Origin of the sequence: Flavobacterium sp. ASV13, assembly GCF_000745775.1 — a bacterium.
Taxonomy (GTDB): domain Bacteria; phylum Bacteroidota; class Bacteroidia; order Flavobacteriales; family Flavobacteriaceae; genus Flavobacterium.
This window is the reverse complement of record NZ_JQJY01000002.1, coordinates 62709-81174: the sequence shown is the minus strand read 5'-3', so window position 1 is coordinate 81174 and position 18466 is coordinate 62709. Positions and strand designations below refer to the sequence as shown.

General features: G+C 32.9%; 21 protein-coding genes. 11 read left to right on the top strand and 10 right to left on the bottom strand.

Features of this window, described 5'->3' with window-relative positions; translation table 11 throughout:
* Positions 1-18 precede the first annotated feature (18 nt).
* From GQ47_RS04165 to GQ47_RS04155, 3 genes are all read right to left on the bottom strand, one after another.
* Entirely contained in the window at positions 19-417 is a 399-nt protein-coding gene (locus GQ47_RS04165) for a group III truncated hemoglobin (RefSeq protein ID WP_035645410.1), read from the bottom strand.
* Positions 414-701 carry a hypothetical protein gene (locus GQ47_RS04160; protein ID WP_035645408.1) on the bottom strand — a complete coding sequence of 96 codons (288 nt, stop codon included), beginning with the start codon at positions 699-701 and terminating at the stop codon, positions 414-416. Before GQ47_RS04160 ends, GQ47_RS04165 begins: the two co-directional genes overlap by 4 nt.
* Before the next feature lie 82 nt (positions 702-783).
* Positions 784-1380 (bottom strand): Crp/Fnr family transcriptional regulator, encoded by a 597-nt coding sequence (locus tag GQ47_RS04155; protein ID WP_035645406.1) that lies wholly within the window; start codon positions 1378-1380, stop codon positions 784-786.
* A gap of 94 nt (positions 1381-1474) precedes the next feature.
* Here GQ47_RS04155 and GQ47_RS04150 point away from each other — a divergent pair, with 94 nt between their 5' ends.
* The 5 genes from GQ47_RS04150 (at position 1475) to GQ47_RS04130 (ending at position 7739) form a co-directional block, all read left to right on the top strand.
* Positions 1475-2203 (top strand): phosphoglycerol geranylgeranyltransferase, encoded by a 729-nt coding sequence (locus GQ47_RS04150; RefSeq protein ID WP_035645403.1) that lies wholly within the window; start codon positions 1475-1477, stop codon positions 2201-2203.
* Between the two features lie 23 nt (positions 2204-2226).
* Entirely contained in the window at positions 2227-2850 is a 624-nt protein-coding gene (pnuC, locus tag GQ47_RS04145; RefSeq protein WP_035645401.1) for a nicotinamide riboside transporter PnuC, read from the top strand.
* Positions 2811-4925 carry a DUF4301 family protein gene (locus GQ47_RS04140; protein ID WP_035645398.1) on the top strand — a complete coding sequence of 705 codons (2115 nt, stop codon included), beginning with the start codon at positions 2811-2813 and terminating at the stop codon, positions 4923-4925. Before pnuC ends, GQ47_RS04140 begins: the two co-directional genes overlap by 40 nt.
* Positions 4925-5329, top strand: a complete 405-nt coding sequence (arfB, locus tag GQ47_RS04135; protein ID WP_035645395.1) for an alternative ribosome rescue aminoacyl-tRNA hydrolase ArfB — start codon at positions 4925-4927, stop codon at positions 5327-5329. Before GQ47_RS04140 ends, arfB begins: the two co-directional genes overlap by 1 nt.
* 259 nt (positions 5330-5588) lie before the next feature.
* Positions 5589-7739: a TonB-dependent receptor gene (locus tag GQ47_RS04130; protein WP_035645393.1), complete on the top strand. Its 2151-nt coding sequence runs from the start codon at positions 5589-5591 to the stop codon at positions 7737-7739.
* Positions 7740-7781: 42 nt separating this feature from the next.
* Here GQ47_RS04130 and GQ47_RS04125 read toward each other — a convergent pair whose 3' ends face one another.
* Positions 7782-8195: a Rieske (2Fe-2S) protein gene (locus tag GQ47_RS04125; RefSeq protein ID WP_035645391.1), complete on the bottom strand. Its 414-nt coding sequence runs from the start codon at positions 8193-8195 to the stop codon at positions 7782-7784.
* A 155-nt stretch (positions 8196-8350) separates the two neighbouring features.
* Here GQ47_RS04125 and greA point away from each other — a divergent pair, with 155 nt between their 5' ends.
* Together greA and GQ47_RS04115 are read left to right on the top strand one after the other, a co-directional pair.
* A complete protein-coding gene (greA, locus tag GQ47_RS04120) occupies positions 8351-8827 on the top strand; it encodes a transcription elongation factor GreA (protein ID WP_029271926.1) in 477 nt (158 codons plus the stop codon).
* Between the two features lie 71 nt (positions 8828-8898).
* Positions 8899-9288 (top strand): HIT family protein, encoded by a 390-nt coding sequence (locus GQ47_RS04115; RefSeq protein ID WP_035645390.1) that lies wholly within the window; start codon positions 8899-8901, stop codon positions 9286-9288.
* 164 nt (positions 9289-9452) lie between these two features.
* Here GQ47_RS04115 and GQ47_RS04110 read toward each other — a convergent pair whose 3' ends face one another.
* The 4 genes from GQ47_RS04110 to GQ47_RS04095 form a co-directional block, all read right to left on the bottom strand.
* Positions 9453-10037, bottom strand: a complete 585-nt coding sequence (locus tag GQ47_RS04110; RefSeq protein WP_152560988.1) for a hypothetical protein — start codon at positions 10035-10037, stop codon at positions 9453-9455.
* Between the two features lie 82 nt (positions 10038-10119).
* Positions 10120-10692, bottom strand: a complete 573-nt coding sequence (locus tag GQ47_RS04105) for a DUF6705 family protein (protein ID WP_152560987.1) — start codon at positions 10690-10692, stop codon at positions 10120-10122.
* Between the two features lie 7 nt (positions 10693-10699).
* Positions 10700-12103, bottom strand: coding sequence for a hypothetical protein (locus tag GQ47_RS04100; protein WP_035645385.1), 1404 nt, complete (start codon positions 12101-12103; stop codon positions 10700-10702).
* A 223-nt stretch (positions 12104-12326) separates the two neighbouring features.
* Positions 12327-13472 carry a sensor histidine kinase gene (locus GQ47_RS04095; RefSeq protein ID WP_035645383.1) on the bottom strand — a complete coding sequence of 382 codons (1146 nt, stop codon included), beginning with the start codon at positions 13470-13472 and terminating at the stop codon, positions 12327-12329.
* Positions 13473-13631: 159 nt separating this feature from the next.
* Between GQ47_RS04095 and GQ47_RS04090 the strand changes: the two genes are divergently transcribed.
* From GQ47_RS04090 to GQ47_RS04075, 4 genes are all read left to right on the top strand, one after another.
* Positions 13632-14507 carry a flavin reductase family protein gene (locus tag GQ47_RS04090; RefSeq protein WP_035645381.1) on the top strand — a complete coding sequence of 292 codons (876 nt, stop codon included), beginning with the start codon at positions 13632-13634 and terminating at the stop codon, positions 14505-14507.
* Between the two features lie 31 nt (positions 14508-14538).
* Positions 14539-14910: a DUF3127 domain-containing protein gene (locus GQ47_RS04085; protein ID WP_035645378.1), complete on the top strand. Its 372-nt coding sequence runs from the start codon at positions 14539-14541 to the stop codon at positions 14908-14910.
* 128 nt (positions 14911-15038) lie between these two features.
* A complete protein-coding gene (gene aat / locus GQ47_RS04080) occupies positions 15039-15683 on the top strand; it encodes a leucyl/phenylalanyl-tRNA--protein transferase (RefSeq protein WP_035645376.1) in 645 nt (214 codons plus the stop codon).
* Between the two features lie 2 nt (positions 15684-15685).
* Positions 15686-16480, top strand: a complete 795-nt coding sequence (locus GQ47_RS04075; RefSeq protein WP_035645373.1) for an MOSC domain-containing protein — start codon at positions 15686-15688, stop codon at positions 16478-16480.
* Here GQ47_RS04075 and GQ47_RS04070 read toward each other — a convergent pair.
* Together GQ47_RS04070 and thiH are read right to left on the bottom strand one after the other, a co-directional pair.
* A complete protein-coding gene (locus tag GQ47_RS04070) occupies positions 16477-17187 on the bottom strand; it encodes a HesA/MoeB/ThiF family protein (protein WP_035645370.1) in 711 nt (236 codons plus the stop codon). The two genes, GQ47_RS04075 and GQ47_RS04070, sit on opposite strands and share 4 nt — an antisense overlap.
* A gap of 70 nt (positions 17188-17257) precedes the next feature.
* Positions 17258-18370 carry a 2-iminoacetate synthase ThiH gene (thiH, locus tag GQ47_RS04065; RefSeq protein WP_035645367.1) on the bottom strand — a complete coding sequence of 371 codons (1113 nt, stop codon included), beginning with the start codon at positions 18368-18370 and terminating at the stop codon, positions 17258-17260.
* Positions 18371-18466: the final 96 nt, after the last annotated feature.

Here is an 18466-nt window from a genome sequence, read left to right as displayed (position 1 = left end):
TCAGTAGCAGTTTTCAATTTAAACTTCGCTCTCTTTTTTTCGATGCTGAAACATACTCATATACAGGAAAGTGCTCATTTTTCGGGCGCGTCTTTTTAATGTATTAGCATTTTCACCTTCAAAATGTTCGTCGATAGTCTGGAACCAATGATTCAGCCAAATTCCGAATTCATTTGCCGTGATTTTTCCTCCAAAATGTTCGTCAACCTCATTATGAACTGCATGCGGATTTCCTTTATACTTGCGAATCGCAAATAAATTAGTTTCCCAAAAATCAGTCAGTTTTTCGAGATGCGCATCCCAATCAGAAATCATTTTATTAAAATAAAAGCCGATTTCTTCATCGGCTCTTATTTTAGCATAGAACTGATGCACTAGAAGCGAAACATCATCTCTATTTTCTATTTGCTTTTTCACAGAATGAGAGTATTTAATAAAATAAACAATACACTTAAAACTGAACTCAGAATCAAAAGGTTAAAAACTACCTTGTGTTTCATTTGTGCCAAAATTGAAGTGTTTACAAAGATACAAGCTAAAACGATAATAGCCAGCTGAATCATTTGAAAAATAGAAGTTCCGTTAGATAAAACGTACATTGCTGCAGCGCCGCCTAAACAGCTTTGACCAATTACTGCCATTGCAGCAGAACCCATGTAATTTTTGTTAAAAATGTCGAATGTTGATTGATATAGTGTCATGATATTGTGATTTTTATACCAACAAAGGTACAGGCACTATACTGCTCGGTTTTATGATTTTAATCATAAAACAAGAACTTTTTTATCGATATACTTTTCGGTTTATAATCTTCAATTCGCCTTTTTTTTCCAAATTTTTTATTGTTCTGATTACCGTTTCAACACGTAATCCGGTCAAATCTCCAATTTGTTGTCGGGTAAAATTGATGAGGTAGCCGTTTGCATCTTTTTTGAAATTGAAATAAGCAATTCCGTGATCGATTAATTTTAAAACCCGATGTTCTGGTTCCTGCGTTGAAATCTCTGCAGCCATAACGGATTTATAGTACAATCGCTGTGCTAGATTCTCGATTATTTTGATACTTATTTTTGGATTTTCTTCCAACAGTTTCATAAAGTTTGATTTTGGAAGAAGAAGAATTTCGCTGTTATCAACAGCAATTGCATTTGCAGGATACTTTTGGTTTAAAAACAAAGGAGGTTCGCCGAAAGATTGTTCTTTGTAAAATATTCCCTGAATAAATTCACGTCCCTCATCATTATAATTGCTCATTTTGACTTCGCCAGAAAGAATCTGATAATAATTAGCAGGAAAAATTCCTTCTTCAAAAATAATTTCATTTTTGTCGAAAGACTTCTTTACAACGCCATATTTTTCTAATAATTCAGGAGCAATCATACATTTGTTTCATTGGTTATCAAAAGTAGCTGTACAAATATAATTTATTCAAAATAGTTCTTCTATATTAAAAACTTTTACTTTTACGGCCATTATGCAGCAAAAAATAGTTAATATCCATCAACAGATTTTAGAAGCCAAAAAAGAGGGTCGCAAATTGTTGGCAGTTCTTTTAGATCCTGATAAAATTGTTTTGGAAAACTTGGATCATTTAATAGATAAAATAAATCAGTCTCCTGCTACACATATTTTTGTTGGAGGCAGCATTGTGCAAGCTACAATTTTAGAAGATTTGATTGCGCAGTTAAAACAAAAAACAAAACTTCCGGTTGTTATATTCCCAGGCGATCCGTCGCAGATTTCACCTCAGGCCGATGCTATTTTATTTCTGTCATTATTATCAGGCAGAAATCCGGATTATTTGATTGAATATCAGGTTCAGGCGGCGCCAATTCTGAAAAAAACAAATCTTGAAGTAATTTCTACAGGCTATATTTTGATTGAAAGCGGCAATGAAACTGCAGTTGCACGCGTTAGTAAAACAAAACCGCTAAACCGTGAAAATTTCGATTTGGTTTTGGCTACTGCACAAGCGGGCGAAATGCTAGGAAATAAATTAATGTATTTAGAGGCCGGAAGTGGCGCTAAAAATGCAGTTCCTCTGGAAATGATACAGTTAATTGCGCAAAATATAGAAATTCCTATAATTGTTGGCGGAGGAATTGTAGATTTGCACGGAATTCAAAACGCACATAAAGCCGGCGCAGATTTAGTAGTTATTGGAACTGCTTTTGAAAACGACAGCCATTTTTTTGAATCATAAAAAACCAAAAACAGTTTAACCAAATGATAGATTTTTTTTTCGAAAATTATAAGAATGCTCCACTATGGCATATTATTTTAGAATTTTTAGTTTTTGTCTGCGGGATTTTAAGCGTTTGGTTTGCTAAAAAAGAAAATATCTGGGTGTATCCAACGGGACTTATCGCAACAGTAATTTCAGTGTATTTGCTATACATCGCGGGTTATATTGGCGATATGATTATCAATGGTTATTTCTCCATTATGAGTATTTATGGCTGGTATGTATGGGCGCGTGGCGGTTCAGTTGAGGATAATTTACCTATAACTCGTACAAGTTTTAATGAAAAAATAATCGGAATCGTACTATTTATTGTAACCGTTTTTGTAGTTTTCGGCATTTATAAATATTTTGACTATACAATCAATCCAGACAATTATGTCGATATGATTTCGTCAGGAATATTTTTTGCGGGAATGTGGTACATGGCCAGAAAAAAAATCGAAAACTGGACACTTTGGATTATTGGCGATATAATTGTTGTGCCTCTTTATGCTTATCGCGGCTTAGGGATGCTGTCACTTCAATATTTAATTTTTACAATTTTGGCTATTTCAGCTTATTTAGAATGGAGAAAAATCTTAGACAGCAAAAAACAACTATCATAAAAATTGCTTTGTTTGGGCCTGAAAGTACAGGCAAAACAACTTTAGCAAAACAGCTTGCAGAATATTACGAAACCGAATGGGTTCCCGAGTTTGCACGTGACTATTTACAAGAAAAATGGGAGGAAAATCAGCATATTTGCGTTGCTGATGATATGATGCCTATTGCATACGGACAAACTGCATTGGAAAATGAAAAACTTTCTCAGGCAAAAAAATATTTGTTCTGCGATACGAATTTGATGGTGACCAAAGTTTTCTCTGAAATGTATTACGGTTTCTGTGATCCGCTTTTAAATGAGGCAGCGCTGGAACACGAATATGATTTATTTTTCCTGACAGATATTGATGTTCCTTGGGAAAAAGATGATATTAGAGATACACCAGACGGAAGAGAAACTGTTTTTTCTGTTTTTAAACAAAGTTTGATACAGACAAAGAAGCCTTTTATAATTCTTTCAGGAAATAAAGAAAGTCGTTTAGCAAAAGCAACCGCAATTATTGAAGAGCTTACTATTGCTAAAGAACGTGGTTTTTCGTCAGAAGATTTTGTGCAACTTTATGAGCAAGGCATTTCTATTGAAAGTGTTTTGAAACAACTAAAAATTTTCAAAAAAGGAATCACAAAAAGCAATTTAATAAGTCCGGCAACAACAGAAAATGGGATTTTGGCTTTTTCAGAAATAGAATTTGAAGGAAAAGCAGCCTTTTTTGACGCTCAAAAAGAAAATCTGAAAATTAAAAAATTTGTTCCTGCTTCTGGAGCTGCAACAAGAATGTTTAAGTTTTTGAGAGCCTTTTTGAATGATTTTGATATTGAAAAAGAGACAATAAATGCTTATATAAATAGACAAAAGGACAAAGAACTTCCGATTTTTATTGTTGGAATGGACAAGTTTCCTTTTTTTAAGGCAGTTGATAAAAAGCTAAGATCGATTTATCCTGATTTTGAAAATTTAGAGCAAGATTACAAGAATTATTATTTCATAAAAACATTGCTTTCACAGGATCATTTTGCTTTCGCAGATAAGCCAAAAGCAGTATTGCCTTTTCATAAATATAAAGATCATATCGCAAATCCGATTGAAGAACATTTGAACGAATGTGTGCATTATGCATCTTCAAATCAAGTTTCTAATCTTCATTTTACGGTAACCGAAGCGCATCAGGAATTATTCGAAAAAGAAATTGAAGTTCTCAAAGAAAAAGTAGAGAAGGCTTCTGGAATTCAAATAAATATTGGTTATTCATATCAAAACGCAAGTACCGATTCGATTGCTGTTGATACAAAAAACAGATTGGTAAGAGATAAAAATGAAGCTTTGGTTTTCAGACCAGGCGGACATGGTGCATTAATTGAGAATTTAAGCACATTAGAAGCCGATGTTATTTTTATTAAAAATATTGATAATGTGATTCAGAATCATATCGACAAAATTACTTTGTATAAAAAAGCACTGGCGGGAATTTTAATCGAAGTACAACAAAAGGTTTTTGGCTATCTGAATGCGATTGATGAGAAAAAAATAGGAGAAAAAGAGTTAAATGATATAGTTCTTTTTTTGACTAAAGAGTTAAATATCGAAATCTCAAGTGATTTCAATATGTTCACTTTTGAGAATAAAATCAGCAAAGTAAAAGAACTTTTAGATCGTCCGATTAGAGTTTGTGGGATGGTGAAAAATGAAGGAGAACCAGGTGGAGGACCGTTTTGGGTTATGAGCAATAAAGGAATAAAATCACTTCAGATTGTTGAAACATCTCAAGTTGATTTATCGGATAAAAAACAGGCTAAGATTTTAGCTGAATCGACACACTTTAATCCAGTAGATTTAGTTTGCGGAATTAGAAATTACAAAAATCAAAAATTTGATTTGCAGCAGTTTGTAGATCATAAAGCAGGTTTTATAGTTGAGAAAAGTGTTGAAGGCAAAACGGTAAAGAATTACGAACTTCCAGGTTTGTGGAATGGCTCAATGGCGCATTGGTTAACTATTTTTGTTGCTGTTCCGTTAATAACTTTTAATCCGGTGAAAACGGTAAATGATTTGTTAAAAGCACCACATCAGCCACAATAATGGATATTGATAAAATTATATCAGAATTAAGTTTTAAAGCCGTTCGCAGCGGTGGCGCCGGCGGACAAAACGTGAACAAAGTTTCATCAAAAGTAGTTTTGTCTTTTGATTTGAATGTTTCACAAGCTTTGTCTGATGAAGAAAAACTGCTTTTGCAAACTAATATTGCAGCGCGTTTAACTTCTGAAAATATCTTAATTTTAAATTGTGATGAAGATCGAAGTCAGCTTAAAAACAAAGAAATTGTTATAAAACGATTTTTGGAAATCATAAAAAAAGGATTGTTTGTTCCCAAGGTTCGAAAAGCTACAAAAGTCCCGAAATCTGTAATTAAAAAGAGAATTAAAGACAAAAAGAATGTTTCTGAAATAAAACAATCAAGACGAAAACCAAACTTAGATTAAATTCCAAATTCCAAAAATCAAAATGACTTTTTGGAATTTGGAATTTGTTTTTTTGGAGTTTGATTTTTTAACATTACATTTGCACTGTCTCAAAGGGGTGCTCTAAATAACGAGCTGAGATCATACCCAAAGAACCTGAGCGAGTAATGTTGCTAAGGGAAAAAACGACACTATCAAGCGTGCACACTTTATTTTGTCGTGAAACAATTTATTAATTTAACAAAGAATAATTCCCCCTTTTATTCGTAATTTTTTACGAATGAAAACACTTTTTAAAGTTACAAAGTTACAAAGTTACAAAGTTACAAAGCTGAGTAACAAATCTATTTTCTTTACTCTATTCTCTATTTTCTTTACTCTAATTTCTTTCGCGCAAGAACAGGATTCTACTAAAGTTAATCAACTTGATGATGTTTTGGTTTCTGCGGTTCGTGTGACTTCAAAAACTCCGGTTTCTTTTAGTAATATGGATAAAAAAGAAATCAAATTCAGAAATCTGGGACAAGATATTCCTACTTTGATGAATTATCTTCCTTCGGTAGTTACAACTTCTGATGCTGGAAACGGAATTGGTTATAGTGGAATCAGAGTCCGCGGAAGCGATGCAACTCGTGTGAATGTTACGATCAACGGAATTCCATACAACGATGCCGAAAGTCAAGGAACTTTTTGGGTAAATATGCCTGATTTTGCTTCTTCTGTAGAAAGTCTGCAATTGCAAAGAGGAGTAGGAACTTCAACAAATGGTTCTGGAGCTTTTGGAGCAAGTTTAAACATGTTGACAGATAATTATGTATCTAAGGCTAATGGCGAAATTTCAAGCTCTTTCGGAAGTTTTAATTCGCAGAAAAACACGGTAAAATTCAGCACTGGTTTGTTAAACGACCATTTTGAATTGGCTGGACGTTTATCTAGAATTAAATCTGACGGTTATATAGACAGAGCAAGTTCTGATTTGAAATCGTATTTTCTTCAGGGAACTTATGTTGGAAAAACAACATTAATCAAAGCTTTAGTTTTTGGCGGAACTGAAAAAACATATCAATCATGGAACGGAATTGACGCTGAAACTATGAACGAAAATCGTACTTTCAACTCAGCTGGAATGTACACTGATGAATCAGGAAATGTTCGTTTTTACGATAATGAAACCGATAATTATCAGCAAGATCATTATCAATTGCATTGGAGTGAATCGTGGTCTGATAAATGGAGTTCTAATTTGGCTGTTCATTATACAAAAGGAAAAGGTTATTACGAAAATTATAAAGAAGATGCCGACATGGTCGATTATAATTTAGATCCAGTTGGAGCAGTTACAACTACAGATTTGGTACGCCAAAAATGGTTGGACAATGATTTCTACGGAACAACTTTTTCTGTAAAATATAAAGATGAAAAACTCGATGTTATTTTTGGCGGAGGCTGGAATAAATACGAAGGCGATCATTACGGAAAAGTGATTTGGGCGAGATATGCTTCAAACTCAGAATTGGGAGATCATTATTATGATGATTTTTCAACAAAAACAGACGGAAATATTTTTGCGAAAGCCAATTATCAGTTTACAGAAAAATTGAGCTTTTATGGAGATCTTCAATATAGAAATGTAAAATATAAAGCTAATAGTGCTGAAACAGGTTTAGTAGATGATAATTTCAATTTCTTTAACCCAAAAGCAGGTTTGAATTATGCTTTTAATGATAAAAACACTTTATATTTTTCATACGCTCGTGCGAATCGTGAACCAAACAGAACCGATTATGAAGGTGGAAATGTAAAACCAGAAAAATTGAATGATTTTGAATTAGGATGGAGATTTAACTCAGAGAATTTTCAGTTGAATTCTAATTTCTATTATATGGCCTACAAAGATCAGTTGATTTTGACAGGAACGCTTGATGATGTTGGAGCGCCAATTCGTTCTAATACTGATAAAAGTTACCGTTTAGGATTTGAATTTGATGCCACAATTAAGCTTTCGGAACAATTTATTCTTCGACCAAACTTTACTTTAAGCAGTAATAAAAATGTTGATTTAGCTGTTGAAGGCCAAAATTACGGAACAACTAAAATTGCTTATTCACCAGAAGTTATTGCTGGAAATATAATTGTTTACAGCCCGATTCAGAATCTGCATATTTCATTATTGCAGAAATATGTTGGAGAACAATACATGAATAATATTGAATTGCCATCAGCAAAACTGGCCGATTATTTTGTGAACGATTTGAATGTTTCTTATGAAATCAAACCAAAATCGGTTTTCAAATCGATTATGATTACAGGTATGGTAAATAATATTTTAGATAAAAAATATGTTTCAAACGGATACATGTGGGATGTTTATCCGTATTATTATCCACAGGCAGGAATTAATTTCTTAGCCGGATTGACTTTGAAATTCTAAAAAATAAAAAAGCCTGAAATTAAATTTTCAGGCTTTTTTATTTTAGTTATATACGTGAATCACAGATCCTATAACTTCGACACGATATGATTTTAATGGATATTCTTTTGAACCAAGTCCTGTGAATAAACTGTATTGCACTTTGTCACATGAACAAACGGCATATATGCCGTCAATTGTCATTGCTGCACAAGAATTAATTTCCTGATTTGGACACGCAGCATCAAAAGCATTATAAGAGTTTCCAGCATTAAAAATGATAATTCCTTTTGCTCCATAATTCGGAATAATAACACCATTACTTGGGTATTTAAGATTAGAATACAAAGGCAAATTCATATCTACAGACAAATTAACAGAGTAATTAGGAATGTAAGGGTTTTTATTGCTGCGTTGACTGTCGCTACAAGCAGAAAGTGCACAAACAAAGACGATTAAGAGCCAGATTTTTTTCATTCTTTTAGTAAGGATTAATGAAACAAAAATAAAATATTTAGTTTTGATTTTTATATGATTAACATATAATTATGTTCTATTAAAAATAATAGTATATTTGTAATACAAAATCCCGTCCCGATGGGATTTTTTGTATTTATATAAACGATGAAGTTATGAGTAAAGTATCTTATTATACAGCAGAAGGATTAAAAAAGTTGAAAGATGAATTGGAGCATTTAAAAAGTGTAATGCGTCCAAAGGCATCTCAAGATATAGCAGAGGCGAGAGATAAAGGTGATTTATCTGAGAACGCAGAATATGATGCAGCAAAAGAAGCACAGGGTTTATTAGAAATGAGAATTGCTAAGCTGGAAGAAGTGTATTCTAATGCAAGATTAATTGACGAATCACAATTGGATGTTTCGAAAGCGTTGGTTTTATCTAATGTAAAAATTAAAAACCAAAGTAACGGAATGGAAATGAAATATACGCTTGTAGCTGAAAGCGAAGCCGACTTGAAAACTGGAAAAATCTCAGTAACTTCTCCTATTGGAAAAGGCTTACTTGGAAAATCTGTTGGAGAAGTAGCCGAAATTACAGTTCCAAACGGTGTTTTGAAATTTGAAATTCTTGAAATTTCAAGAGACTAAATATTTTAGTTTAATCGTTTAACTGTTTAATCGGTTAAACGAATAAACAGTTAAACGATTAACCCGAAAAAATGGCATCAATATTCACTAAAATAGTAAACGGAGAAATTCCTGCATATAAAATCGCTGAAGATGAAAACTTTTTGGCTTTTTTAGATGTAAATCCGAACGCAAAAGGACACACGCTTTGTATTCCGAAACAAGAAATCGACAAGATTTTTGATATGGATGATGAATTGTATTTAGGTTTGATGAAGTTTTCTAAAAAAGTAGCAATTGCTTTAGAAAAAACAGTTCCGTGCAAAAGAGTAGGAGTTGCCGTTGTTGGATTAGAAGTTCCTCATGTGCATGTGCATTTGATTCCGTTGAATCATATGGATGAAATGCGTTTCATAGATAAAGTTTCACTTACTAAAGAGGAGTTTGAAGCTTTGGCAAAGAGTATAACGGAGAATCTTTAAGTAAAATTATTAAACTAAAAAAAACCTCGAAAATATTTTTTCGAGGTTTTTTTTAGTTTAAATACTATGTTATTTTACATGTTTTTTGAATATCCTCTTAATATGTTATGTAATCTAACGAGTAGAATTTCTAAAAAGAAATACAAATATTCAGCGAGTATAAATTATTTGTGTTTTATACATATTTTTGAAATTCCTGACCAATAGCAATACTTTCCTCTTTTCAAGCTCTTAATTAGATCTGAAAATTGTTTTTCTAAATCTATTTCTTTGTCAATAATTGTCGCCAAAGACTGAACCTTTCTTCTTAATTCAATTTCTTCAATTTTTCCATTAGTTTGTGATTCAGGATAGATTTCTGAAAACTCAATGTGTTTATTGATATTCTTAATTTGAATATTAATTGATAGATAATCACCATCTAGAAAACCTAATGCTTCACAATCAGCATCTTCATTACACTTTTTTAAAGTTTCAATTCCTGCATTTTTTAATTCGACTATTATTTTTTTAGCAAGTGTATTGTCAAGACTTATTTCTTTTATAATTTCTCTATCTTTTCTATATGGTATTTCTTCTGAAAGTTCAGTTCGTAAACATCCCTCGGCTGTGCCATTGCTATATTCAATAAATTGAATGGTTTGTGGTTTTCCACAAAAAGAAATTTCATACAATCGATCGATATCGCTATTTTGTGAAAAATTATTTTGATATAATATTAAAAATAATAGTATAAATATTTTTTTCATTCTGTTAAGTTATTAAATTCATTAAGTTCTTGTCGTATTTAAAAATCCCCAAGTATTTTATACTTGAGGATTTAGGAATAAACTATTGTTTTGTTAGCATCAAGCCATCTTTAGGAAAAGTTAGCTCAGCGGTTTTGAAACCAGGGCAAGTGTCTTCTGAAATCATTGTTTTATTTGGTTCAAAACCAAATGACATTAAAGTATTTGTTGCATTTTTTGTACGTATAAATATTGTTCCCGCATTACCGCACATTGCATTTTTGCCAGTAAAATCCAATGCATAAACTGCTAGATCCTTGCCAAAATAAGAACCTTCAATAATATAAGTATTATTATCGGGAAGATTCTGTGTGTTTTCTAATACATTGCCGTTGCTGGTAGTGATTAGGTAGCGAATCAATAACATATCCCAAGTTATCGTTTCATATTTTGAAGTTGCTTTCGTAATATATAATGTATAGTTTTTGTCTTGGTAAGTTCCTTTCCAAGTACCTATATATTTGGTAAGCAAATTGTTTACATCCTTCAAATAAATATTGTCTGGGATGCCCCCAGCTCGTCTATAATCTATGGCTTTTTCAATTGGTTGAATAGATTGTGCCTTGCAGGATATCACTGATAGGATTATAAATCCTAAAAAAAATATTTTTTTCATTTTGGTTTTATTTACAGTTACTACTTGTTACTTTTCCAGTAGCATCTAATGTTTTTTTTGAGTTTCCACTAGATTCTATTTTATATAGTTCGATGCCATTGATTCCTATTTGTTCATTCAAAAATTTTAAAAATCCTTTTTCCAAACTACTACTTTTTTTCATTATTTCTGTGTAAGTTTTATCAAGACCATCACCCCAATTAATACTGCTAGCTTTTGAACTGACATCAGCGATATTTCCTGTAAATCTCAATTGATAAGTTCCTGCGCTAGATACCATAGCCCCATAAACTTCGCTAATAGGAATGCTGTTTCTGCCTGCATTAAGAATCAAAATTATAAACTGTTTTACATCTTCAGGCGAATGCATTCTTATAGGTTCAACAGGGTCTATATCGCCATTTGCCTTTACTTTTTCATAAGGGTCGAGATGAGCATGTATATAACCTATTGTATTTGCATCGAATGGGAAATTTAAGGAATCTGTATTATCAGTACCTGAACCAGGATTAAGTGCGGTAAAGGGACCGTTTTTACTCTGCAAGTATCCAGTTTCTACTTTTAAATTTGTTTTCTTTTTAAGTTCGTCTTGTTTGGCTACAAAATTTGCACTAGTCAACTGCTCTCTTATTCTGCTACATGGATCGCCTATTGGTTTGCTTCCTGATCCTGAGCTTGAATCTCCTCCGGCACCTGGAGAACCAATATAATCACCAGTTCCGCCTCCGGTTCCGCCTCCGCCTATAGTTGGGTTAATTCTTATCACGCCCCCACATCCTGCGCATCCTCCACTACCGCTACCTCCGGTAACAATTACAGAATCCAATTCCATTTGCCAGTTAGGAGGTGCTTTGCGGGTTAAATTAAATGCCTTGATTTTTTCATCGTCAGACAATATAGCCGCATATGAAATATTTTTAATAGCCACACCATTCTCAAATTCTGCTCCTTTTACGAATCCTTCTGTTAAATTCCATGTTAGGATGTAACCAGTAAAAACATCTAAGTTTTGAAAATCTTCTTTTTTGTTTTCAACACCAAAATCAGTTTCTGACTTTGGAAATATTTCATGTACTACAGTATTATATCCATTGTCTGCTGGATATAAATATAACATTTTCTTCCCATGATAATCGGGATTTTCAGGATTGTCCTTCATCGGGATAGTAATTGCAATAGAATTATTTTCCAATTTGACCAAAGAGGCATTTTCCCAATAATAATTAATGTTTTTGAATGCCGGATGAAATTCTGCTGTTGCCTTATAGGCGTTAAACCATTTTTGTGCTTTGTCAATTGCGACAGTTGTTTTTTGCTGGTCTGAGATTTCTTCATTAGCACAATTTGCCGTTAGTAGAGTAATGCATAAAATAAGCATGACTCGAAATTGGTTTTTAAATTTTTTCTTCATTTTTAAAGTTTTGGTTAATAGTTAATACAGAAAAATCTCTCAATTTTTTTGTTTAACCGAACTTAGAAAATGAAAACTCGTTACTTAGTATTTAAAAGTTTAAAAAACAACACAATAAGATATTTTAGACTTTTATAGATGTGGAATTACTTGCGCAAAAAAAAGCCTCTACAGAATTGTAAAGGCTTTTTATGGTTTTGAAACGATATACTTAGAATGTAAATTAATTTTTATTTAACTGAATCTGAAAAGTAGTTCCTTTCCCAATTTCAGAATGTAAAACTTTGATTTTGCCGCTATGGTATTCTTCAACAATTCTTTTAGTTAAAGAAAGTCCCAATCCCCAGCCTCGTTTTTTGGTTGTAAAACCAGTTTCAAAAATGGTTTTGAATTGTTTTTTAGGAATTCCGGTTCCAGAGTCTTTTACATTTATTTTTACATGATGGAGATCCTGTTCAATTTGCAGTTCCAAATTTCCTTTTCCTTTCATTGCATCAATAGCATTTTTTACCAAATTTTCGATTGTCCAACTGTAAAGAATTGGATTTATCTGTACCATAATAGGTTCGTTTGGCGTATGATATGAAAAGGCAACTTGTTTTGAAAAACGTGATTGCAAATATTTAAACGCATTTAAGGTTTCTGAAACAATATCATGCGTTTCTAAAACAGGTACAGAACCAATTTTAGAAAAACGATCCGTAATCGTTTGCAATCGGTTAATATCTTTTTCGATTTCAGAAGTTATCGATGAATCAATATCTTCTGTTTTTAAAATCTCAATCCAGCCAATTAAAGATGATAAAGGCGTACCAATTTGATGTGCCGTTTCTTTTGCCATTCCAGCCCAAAGTTTATTCTGAGTGGCCATTTTCGTGCTTTTGTAAAAATTATAAATCAATGCAACAAATAGAAAAACAATAAGCAATAAAGCAATTGGATAATATTTTAATTTGTTAAGCAATGCCGAATTACCATAATATAAATGTTGATATTTTCCTGGTGCATATTCAAAAGTTATGGGTTCATTTTCGCTACTTAAATTTTTTAAAAAAGTTTTTAGTTTTTTCTTGTCATTCAAAATTTCATCAGGAACATTTTTTGAACTTACAACATTATCATAAAGCATTAATACTACGGGAATAGAAGTGTTATTGCTAAAAATTTGAAGAGGCAGTTCAACATCAGTATTTTCGTCTGCGTTTACAATTGTAATTTGTGCATCGGCAAAAAGCTTCATTTTCAGACGTTCTTCATTTTTGAAAATCTGAAAAAAAGTATAGGTGTTCCAGAGAATCAAGGTAATGATTAAAAAGGAAATAAGAATTATAACCCAGCGAGTTGTATTTCTGCGTTCAGAAAAATGCATAAATTAATTTTTGAGGTATAAATATAACGAAATATACGCATTTTATATTTTGCAGTTCCTGAAAGATTTTTGTTTTTATGTCCTAAAGTATTTCTCCGAATTAAACCATTTCTATACTTTTGCAGTTACCAAAATGAGGTTTGGTTAAAAAGAAAATATATGATTAGCATCGATCCAAAAGAGATACCAACAGCAAAATTACATGGTTATCTGCAAAGTTCAGTAGGGCCGCGTCCAATTGCGTTTGCGAGTACAATTAGTGCAAAAGGAATTCCTAATTTATCTCCCTTCAGTTTCTTTAATGTGTTTAGTGCTAATCCGCCAATTTTGGTTTTTTCGCCTGCAAGACGCGTTCGCGACAATACGGTAAAACACACTTTAATCAACGTTGAAGCAACAAAAGAAGTTGTAATAAATGTGGTTAATTTCGACATTGTACAACAGACTTCGTTGGCAAGTACAGAATATGCAGAAGGCGTAAACGAATTTATAAAAGCGGGTTTGACTCAAATTCCGTCTGATATTGTAAAGCCGTATCGTGTAAAAGAATCTCCGGTTCAGTTTGAATGCAAGGTTACGCAGATTATTCCGTTAGGAACAGAAGGAGGAGCTGGAAATCTGGTTTTGTGCGAAGTAGTGAAAATGCATATCCACGAATCAATTTTAGATGAAAACGGAGGAATCGATCAGCACAAAATTGATTTGGTTTCAAGATTGGGAGCAAATTGGTATTCAAGATCGAATGAAGGACTTTTTGAAGTGCCAAAACCGCTTACAACTTTAGGAGTTGGAGTAGATGCAATTCCGAATTTTGTGAAGGAAAGCCTTGTGTTTAATGGGAATGACCTCGGAAAACTCGGAAATATAGAAGCCTTGCCTACAACGGAAGAAGTTAGTATATTTGTGAAAGAAAATTTTTCTGTGAAAGGCGTTTTAAGCTCAGACGATCAGGAGAAAATTCACTTAGAAGCCAAAAAATATCTCAATAATGACGATATTGCATCGGCTTGGAAAGTGCTTTTAGCCAAAAAATAAGAATAGAAACAATAATTAATTATAGAAGAAGATGGAAGTTATAGGAAAAGTAAAAGTGGTAAATCCTGAGCAACAAGTTAGTGCTTCATTCAAAAAAAGAGAATTAGTAGTAACTACAGATGAGCAGTATCCACAGCATATTTTAATCGAGTTTACACAAGATAAATGCGATTTGTTAAGCAGCTATAAACTAGGTGAAGCAGTAAAAGTTTCTATCAATTTAAGAGGAAGAGAATGGGTTAATCCACAAGGAGAAACTAGATATTTCAATAGTATTCAAGGTTGGAGAATCGAAAGATTAGCACCAGAAGGTCCTGCACAAGGCGCGCCAATGCCAGCTGCAGAAACTTTTGCACCAGCAACAAGCATAAACGAAGACGAACCAGACGATTTACCGTTCTAATAAAGGTTTAAAATCTAAAAGATAAATTCCAAATTCCAATTCATTCGACTGAATTTGGGATTTGGAATTTTTTATTTGAAATTTCAATAACCTGAAATTTAGGTTTTTCATTATTGAATACTAAAAAAATGTATTATTTATTCAACGATTTATTTTTCCCTCCAGTAACCGAAGCTGATGAAGAAGGCATTTTGGCAATTGGTGGTGATTTAAGTTCAGAACGTTTACAATTAGCCTATAAAAGCGGTATTTTCCCTTGGTTTAATGAAGGAGAACCAATTTTGTGGTGGGCACCAGATCCGAGAATGGTTCTGTTTTTTGATGAACTCGTAATATCGAAAAGTATGCGAAAGATTCTGAACCAGAAAATATTCAAGGTGACTTACAACAAAAATTTCAGAGAAGTAATTTCGAATTGCCAGCAAATAAAAAGAGATGGACAAAACGGAACCTGGATTTCTGATGAAATGATCGAATCTTATTGCAAATTAAATGAAGAAGGATTCGCTAAATCGGTTGAGGTTTGGCAGGATGATGTTTTAGTTGGCGGTTTGTACGGAATAGATTTGGGAAAAGGAAATGTTTTTTGCGGAGAAAGTATGTTTTCTAAAGTTTCAAATGCTTCAAAAACGGCGTTTATTGCTTTAGCATTATATTTGAAAAAAGAAAATTACAAATTATTAGATTGTCAAGTTTATAACTCGCATTTAGAGAGTTTAGGCTGTCGGGAAATTGATCGCGAGGAATTTATGTCCATTTTAAAAAGTAAATAAAAATGAGTGCAGTTTACAGTGTAAAAGAAATTTATATTTATCCGATAAAAAGTTTGGCAGGAATCAGTCTTGAATCTGCTAAAGCGGAAGAAATGGGATTTGAAAATGATCGTCGATGGATGTTGATTGATGCGGAAAATCAAATGCTGACGCAGAGAGAACATCGAATAATGAGTCAGTTTTATCCGCAGATTTCAAATGGAAAAATTAGCATTACTTTTCAGGATCAAAAGCATGAATTTTCTATTAACGAACATTTAAAAAATGCAATAGAAGTAAATGTTTGGGACGATAAAAGTGAAGTTGTTGAGGTAAATCCTGAAACGTCAAAATGGTTCAGCCAGCATTTAGGTTTTGAATGTAAATTAGTCAAAATATTAAGAAATGGAGCTCGTAAACATGAAAGCTCAAGATTAAAAGAAACATTCAATGTGAGTCTGGCAGACGGTTATCCGTATTTATTGATTGGAACAGAAAGCCTTGATTTTTTAAATGATAAATTGGATGAAAAAATTACCATAAAAAGATTTCGTCCAAACATTGTAGTAAGCACTGAAAATCCTCATGAAGAAGATGATTTTAAGACTTTTACAATTGGAGAAGTTCAATTTAAAAACATAAAACCTTGCGGAAGATGTGTTATGGTTAACAATGATCCGGAAAATGGACGTTTAAAAAAAGAACCTCTAAAAACACTGAGCAAATACAGAAATGTCGATAATTCGGTTTTATTCGGAACCAATATTGTGAGTCTGAATTCGGGAATTATTTCTGTTGGTGATGAAGTTGTTTTTTAGAAATTCAGCTTTGTAAAACTCCAATTTAACGTATTAAAAATTACCAATTCATTCTTTAGAGTTGGTAAATCGAGAATTAATTTCAGTGTTTCGTGCGCCATCATGTTGCCGATAATTCCAGGTAAAGTTCCTAAAACGCCATTTAAATTACAGTTTGGAGCATCTTTCGGATCTGGCATTTCTGGAAACAAATCGCGAAGATTTTTACTTCCGTTATGATTGAAAACCGCAATTTGTCCTTCAAATTTTAAAATACTCCCGTAAACCAAAGTTTTCTTTAGCTGAACACAAGTATCATTGACTAAATAACGAGTCGAAAAATTATCTGAGCCATCGATAATAATATCAAATTGGTCAATGATTTTCGATGCGTTTTCAGCAGTTAGTTTTTCATTAATTGCAATAGCCTCAATCAAAGGATTTAGTTTTGAAACTACATCTTTTGCAACAATCGCTTTTTGTTTGCCAATTTCATTTTCGGTATATAAAATCTGTCGGTGAAGATTGTGAATCTCAATCGTATCAAAATCCATAATTCCGATAAACCCCACTCCGGCAGTAGCAATATATTGTAAAATCGGGCAACCTAAACCGCCGGCACCAATTACTAAAACACGTGCTTTTTTTAATTTTTCCTGACCTTCATCACCAATTTCAGGAAGAATAGTTTGTCTGTTGTAACGGAGAAAATCTTGAATAATACTCATTTTTTTAATTGTGAATTATGAATTGTAAAATGTTAAGTTCACAAACTTGAAACCTGAAACCTGAAACGTTTCAACTATAAACTTTGTCCCAATCTTTCCAAACGGGTTCGTAGCCTGTATTTTTTATGATTTTTGAAATTTCTTCTGCTGAACGTTCATCGCTGATTTCAAATTGCTCCAAAGACTGCGGATCGACAACATAACCACCCGGATTGGTTTTAGAACCTGCACTCATGCTCGTAACGCCAATTGGGATGATATTGTTTCTGAATTTTTCGTTTTCTCTTGTTGAAATCGAAATTTCTAAATCTTCATTCCATAATCGGTAAGCACAAATTAATTGGGTTAGATCTTTATCATCCATAATGAAATTGGGCTCGATAATTCCCTCAGCAGGACGAAGGCGTGGGAATGAAACCGAGTATTTCGTTTGCCAGTATTTCTTCTGCAAATAATCTAAATGCAAAGCATTGAAAAAACTATCTGTCCGCCAATCTTCCAAACCTAATAAAACGCCCAAACCAATTTTGTGAATTCCTGCGGTTCCAATTCGGTCTGGAGTTTCCAGTCGATAATCGAAGTTTGATTTTTTACCTTTTGTATGGTACTTTTTATAAACTTCCTGATGATAGGTTTCCTGATAAACCAAAACCGAATAAACTCCAGCGTTATGTAAACGTTCATAATCTTCTGTAGAAAGTGGTTGCACTTCAACAGAAATTATCGAGAAATCTTCTTTGATTAAATTAATAGCATTCAGGAAATAATTGATGTTTACCGTATAATTCGCTTCGCCTGTAACCAATAGAACGTGGTCAAAACCAGTATTTTTTAAAGCTTCAACTTCGAGCTTTATTTCGGAATCAGAAAGCGTTTTTCGTTTGATTTTATTGTCTAAACTGAAACCACAATACGTACAAATGTTTTGACATTCGTTGCTCAAATAAAGCGGCGCATACATTTGAATAGTTTTTCCGAAACGTTTCTTAGTGATTTCATGGCATTTTTGAGCCATTTGTTCTAAATAATTTTGAGCAATAGGGGAGATTAAGATTAAGAAATCGTCGAGATTGTATTTGGTTTTAGCCAAAGTTCGTTCGACATCTTTTGATGTGGTTTTGTATATTTTGGATTGAATTTCATCCCAATTATATTGCTCAAAAATAGATTTAAATGTTGTCATAATGTTTAACCGCAAAGAGCGCAAAGTTTTACGCAAGGTTCGCAAAGCTTTGCGTTCTTAGCGCTTGTCTTTGCGAACTTTGCGGTTGAAAAAAAA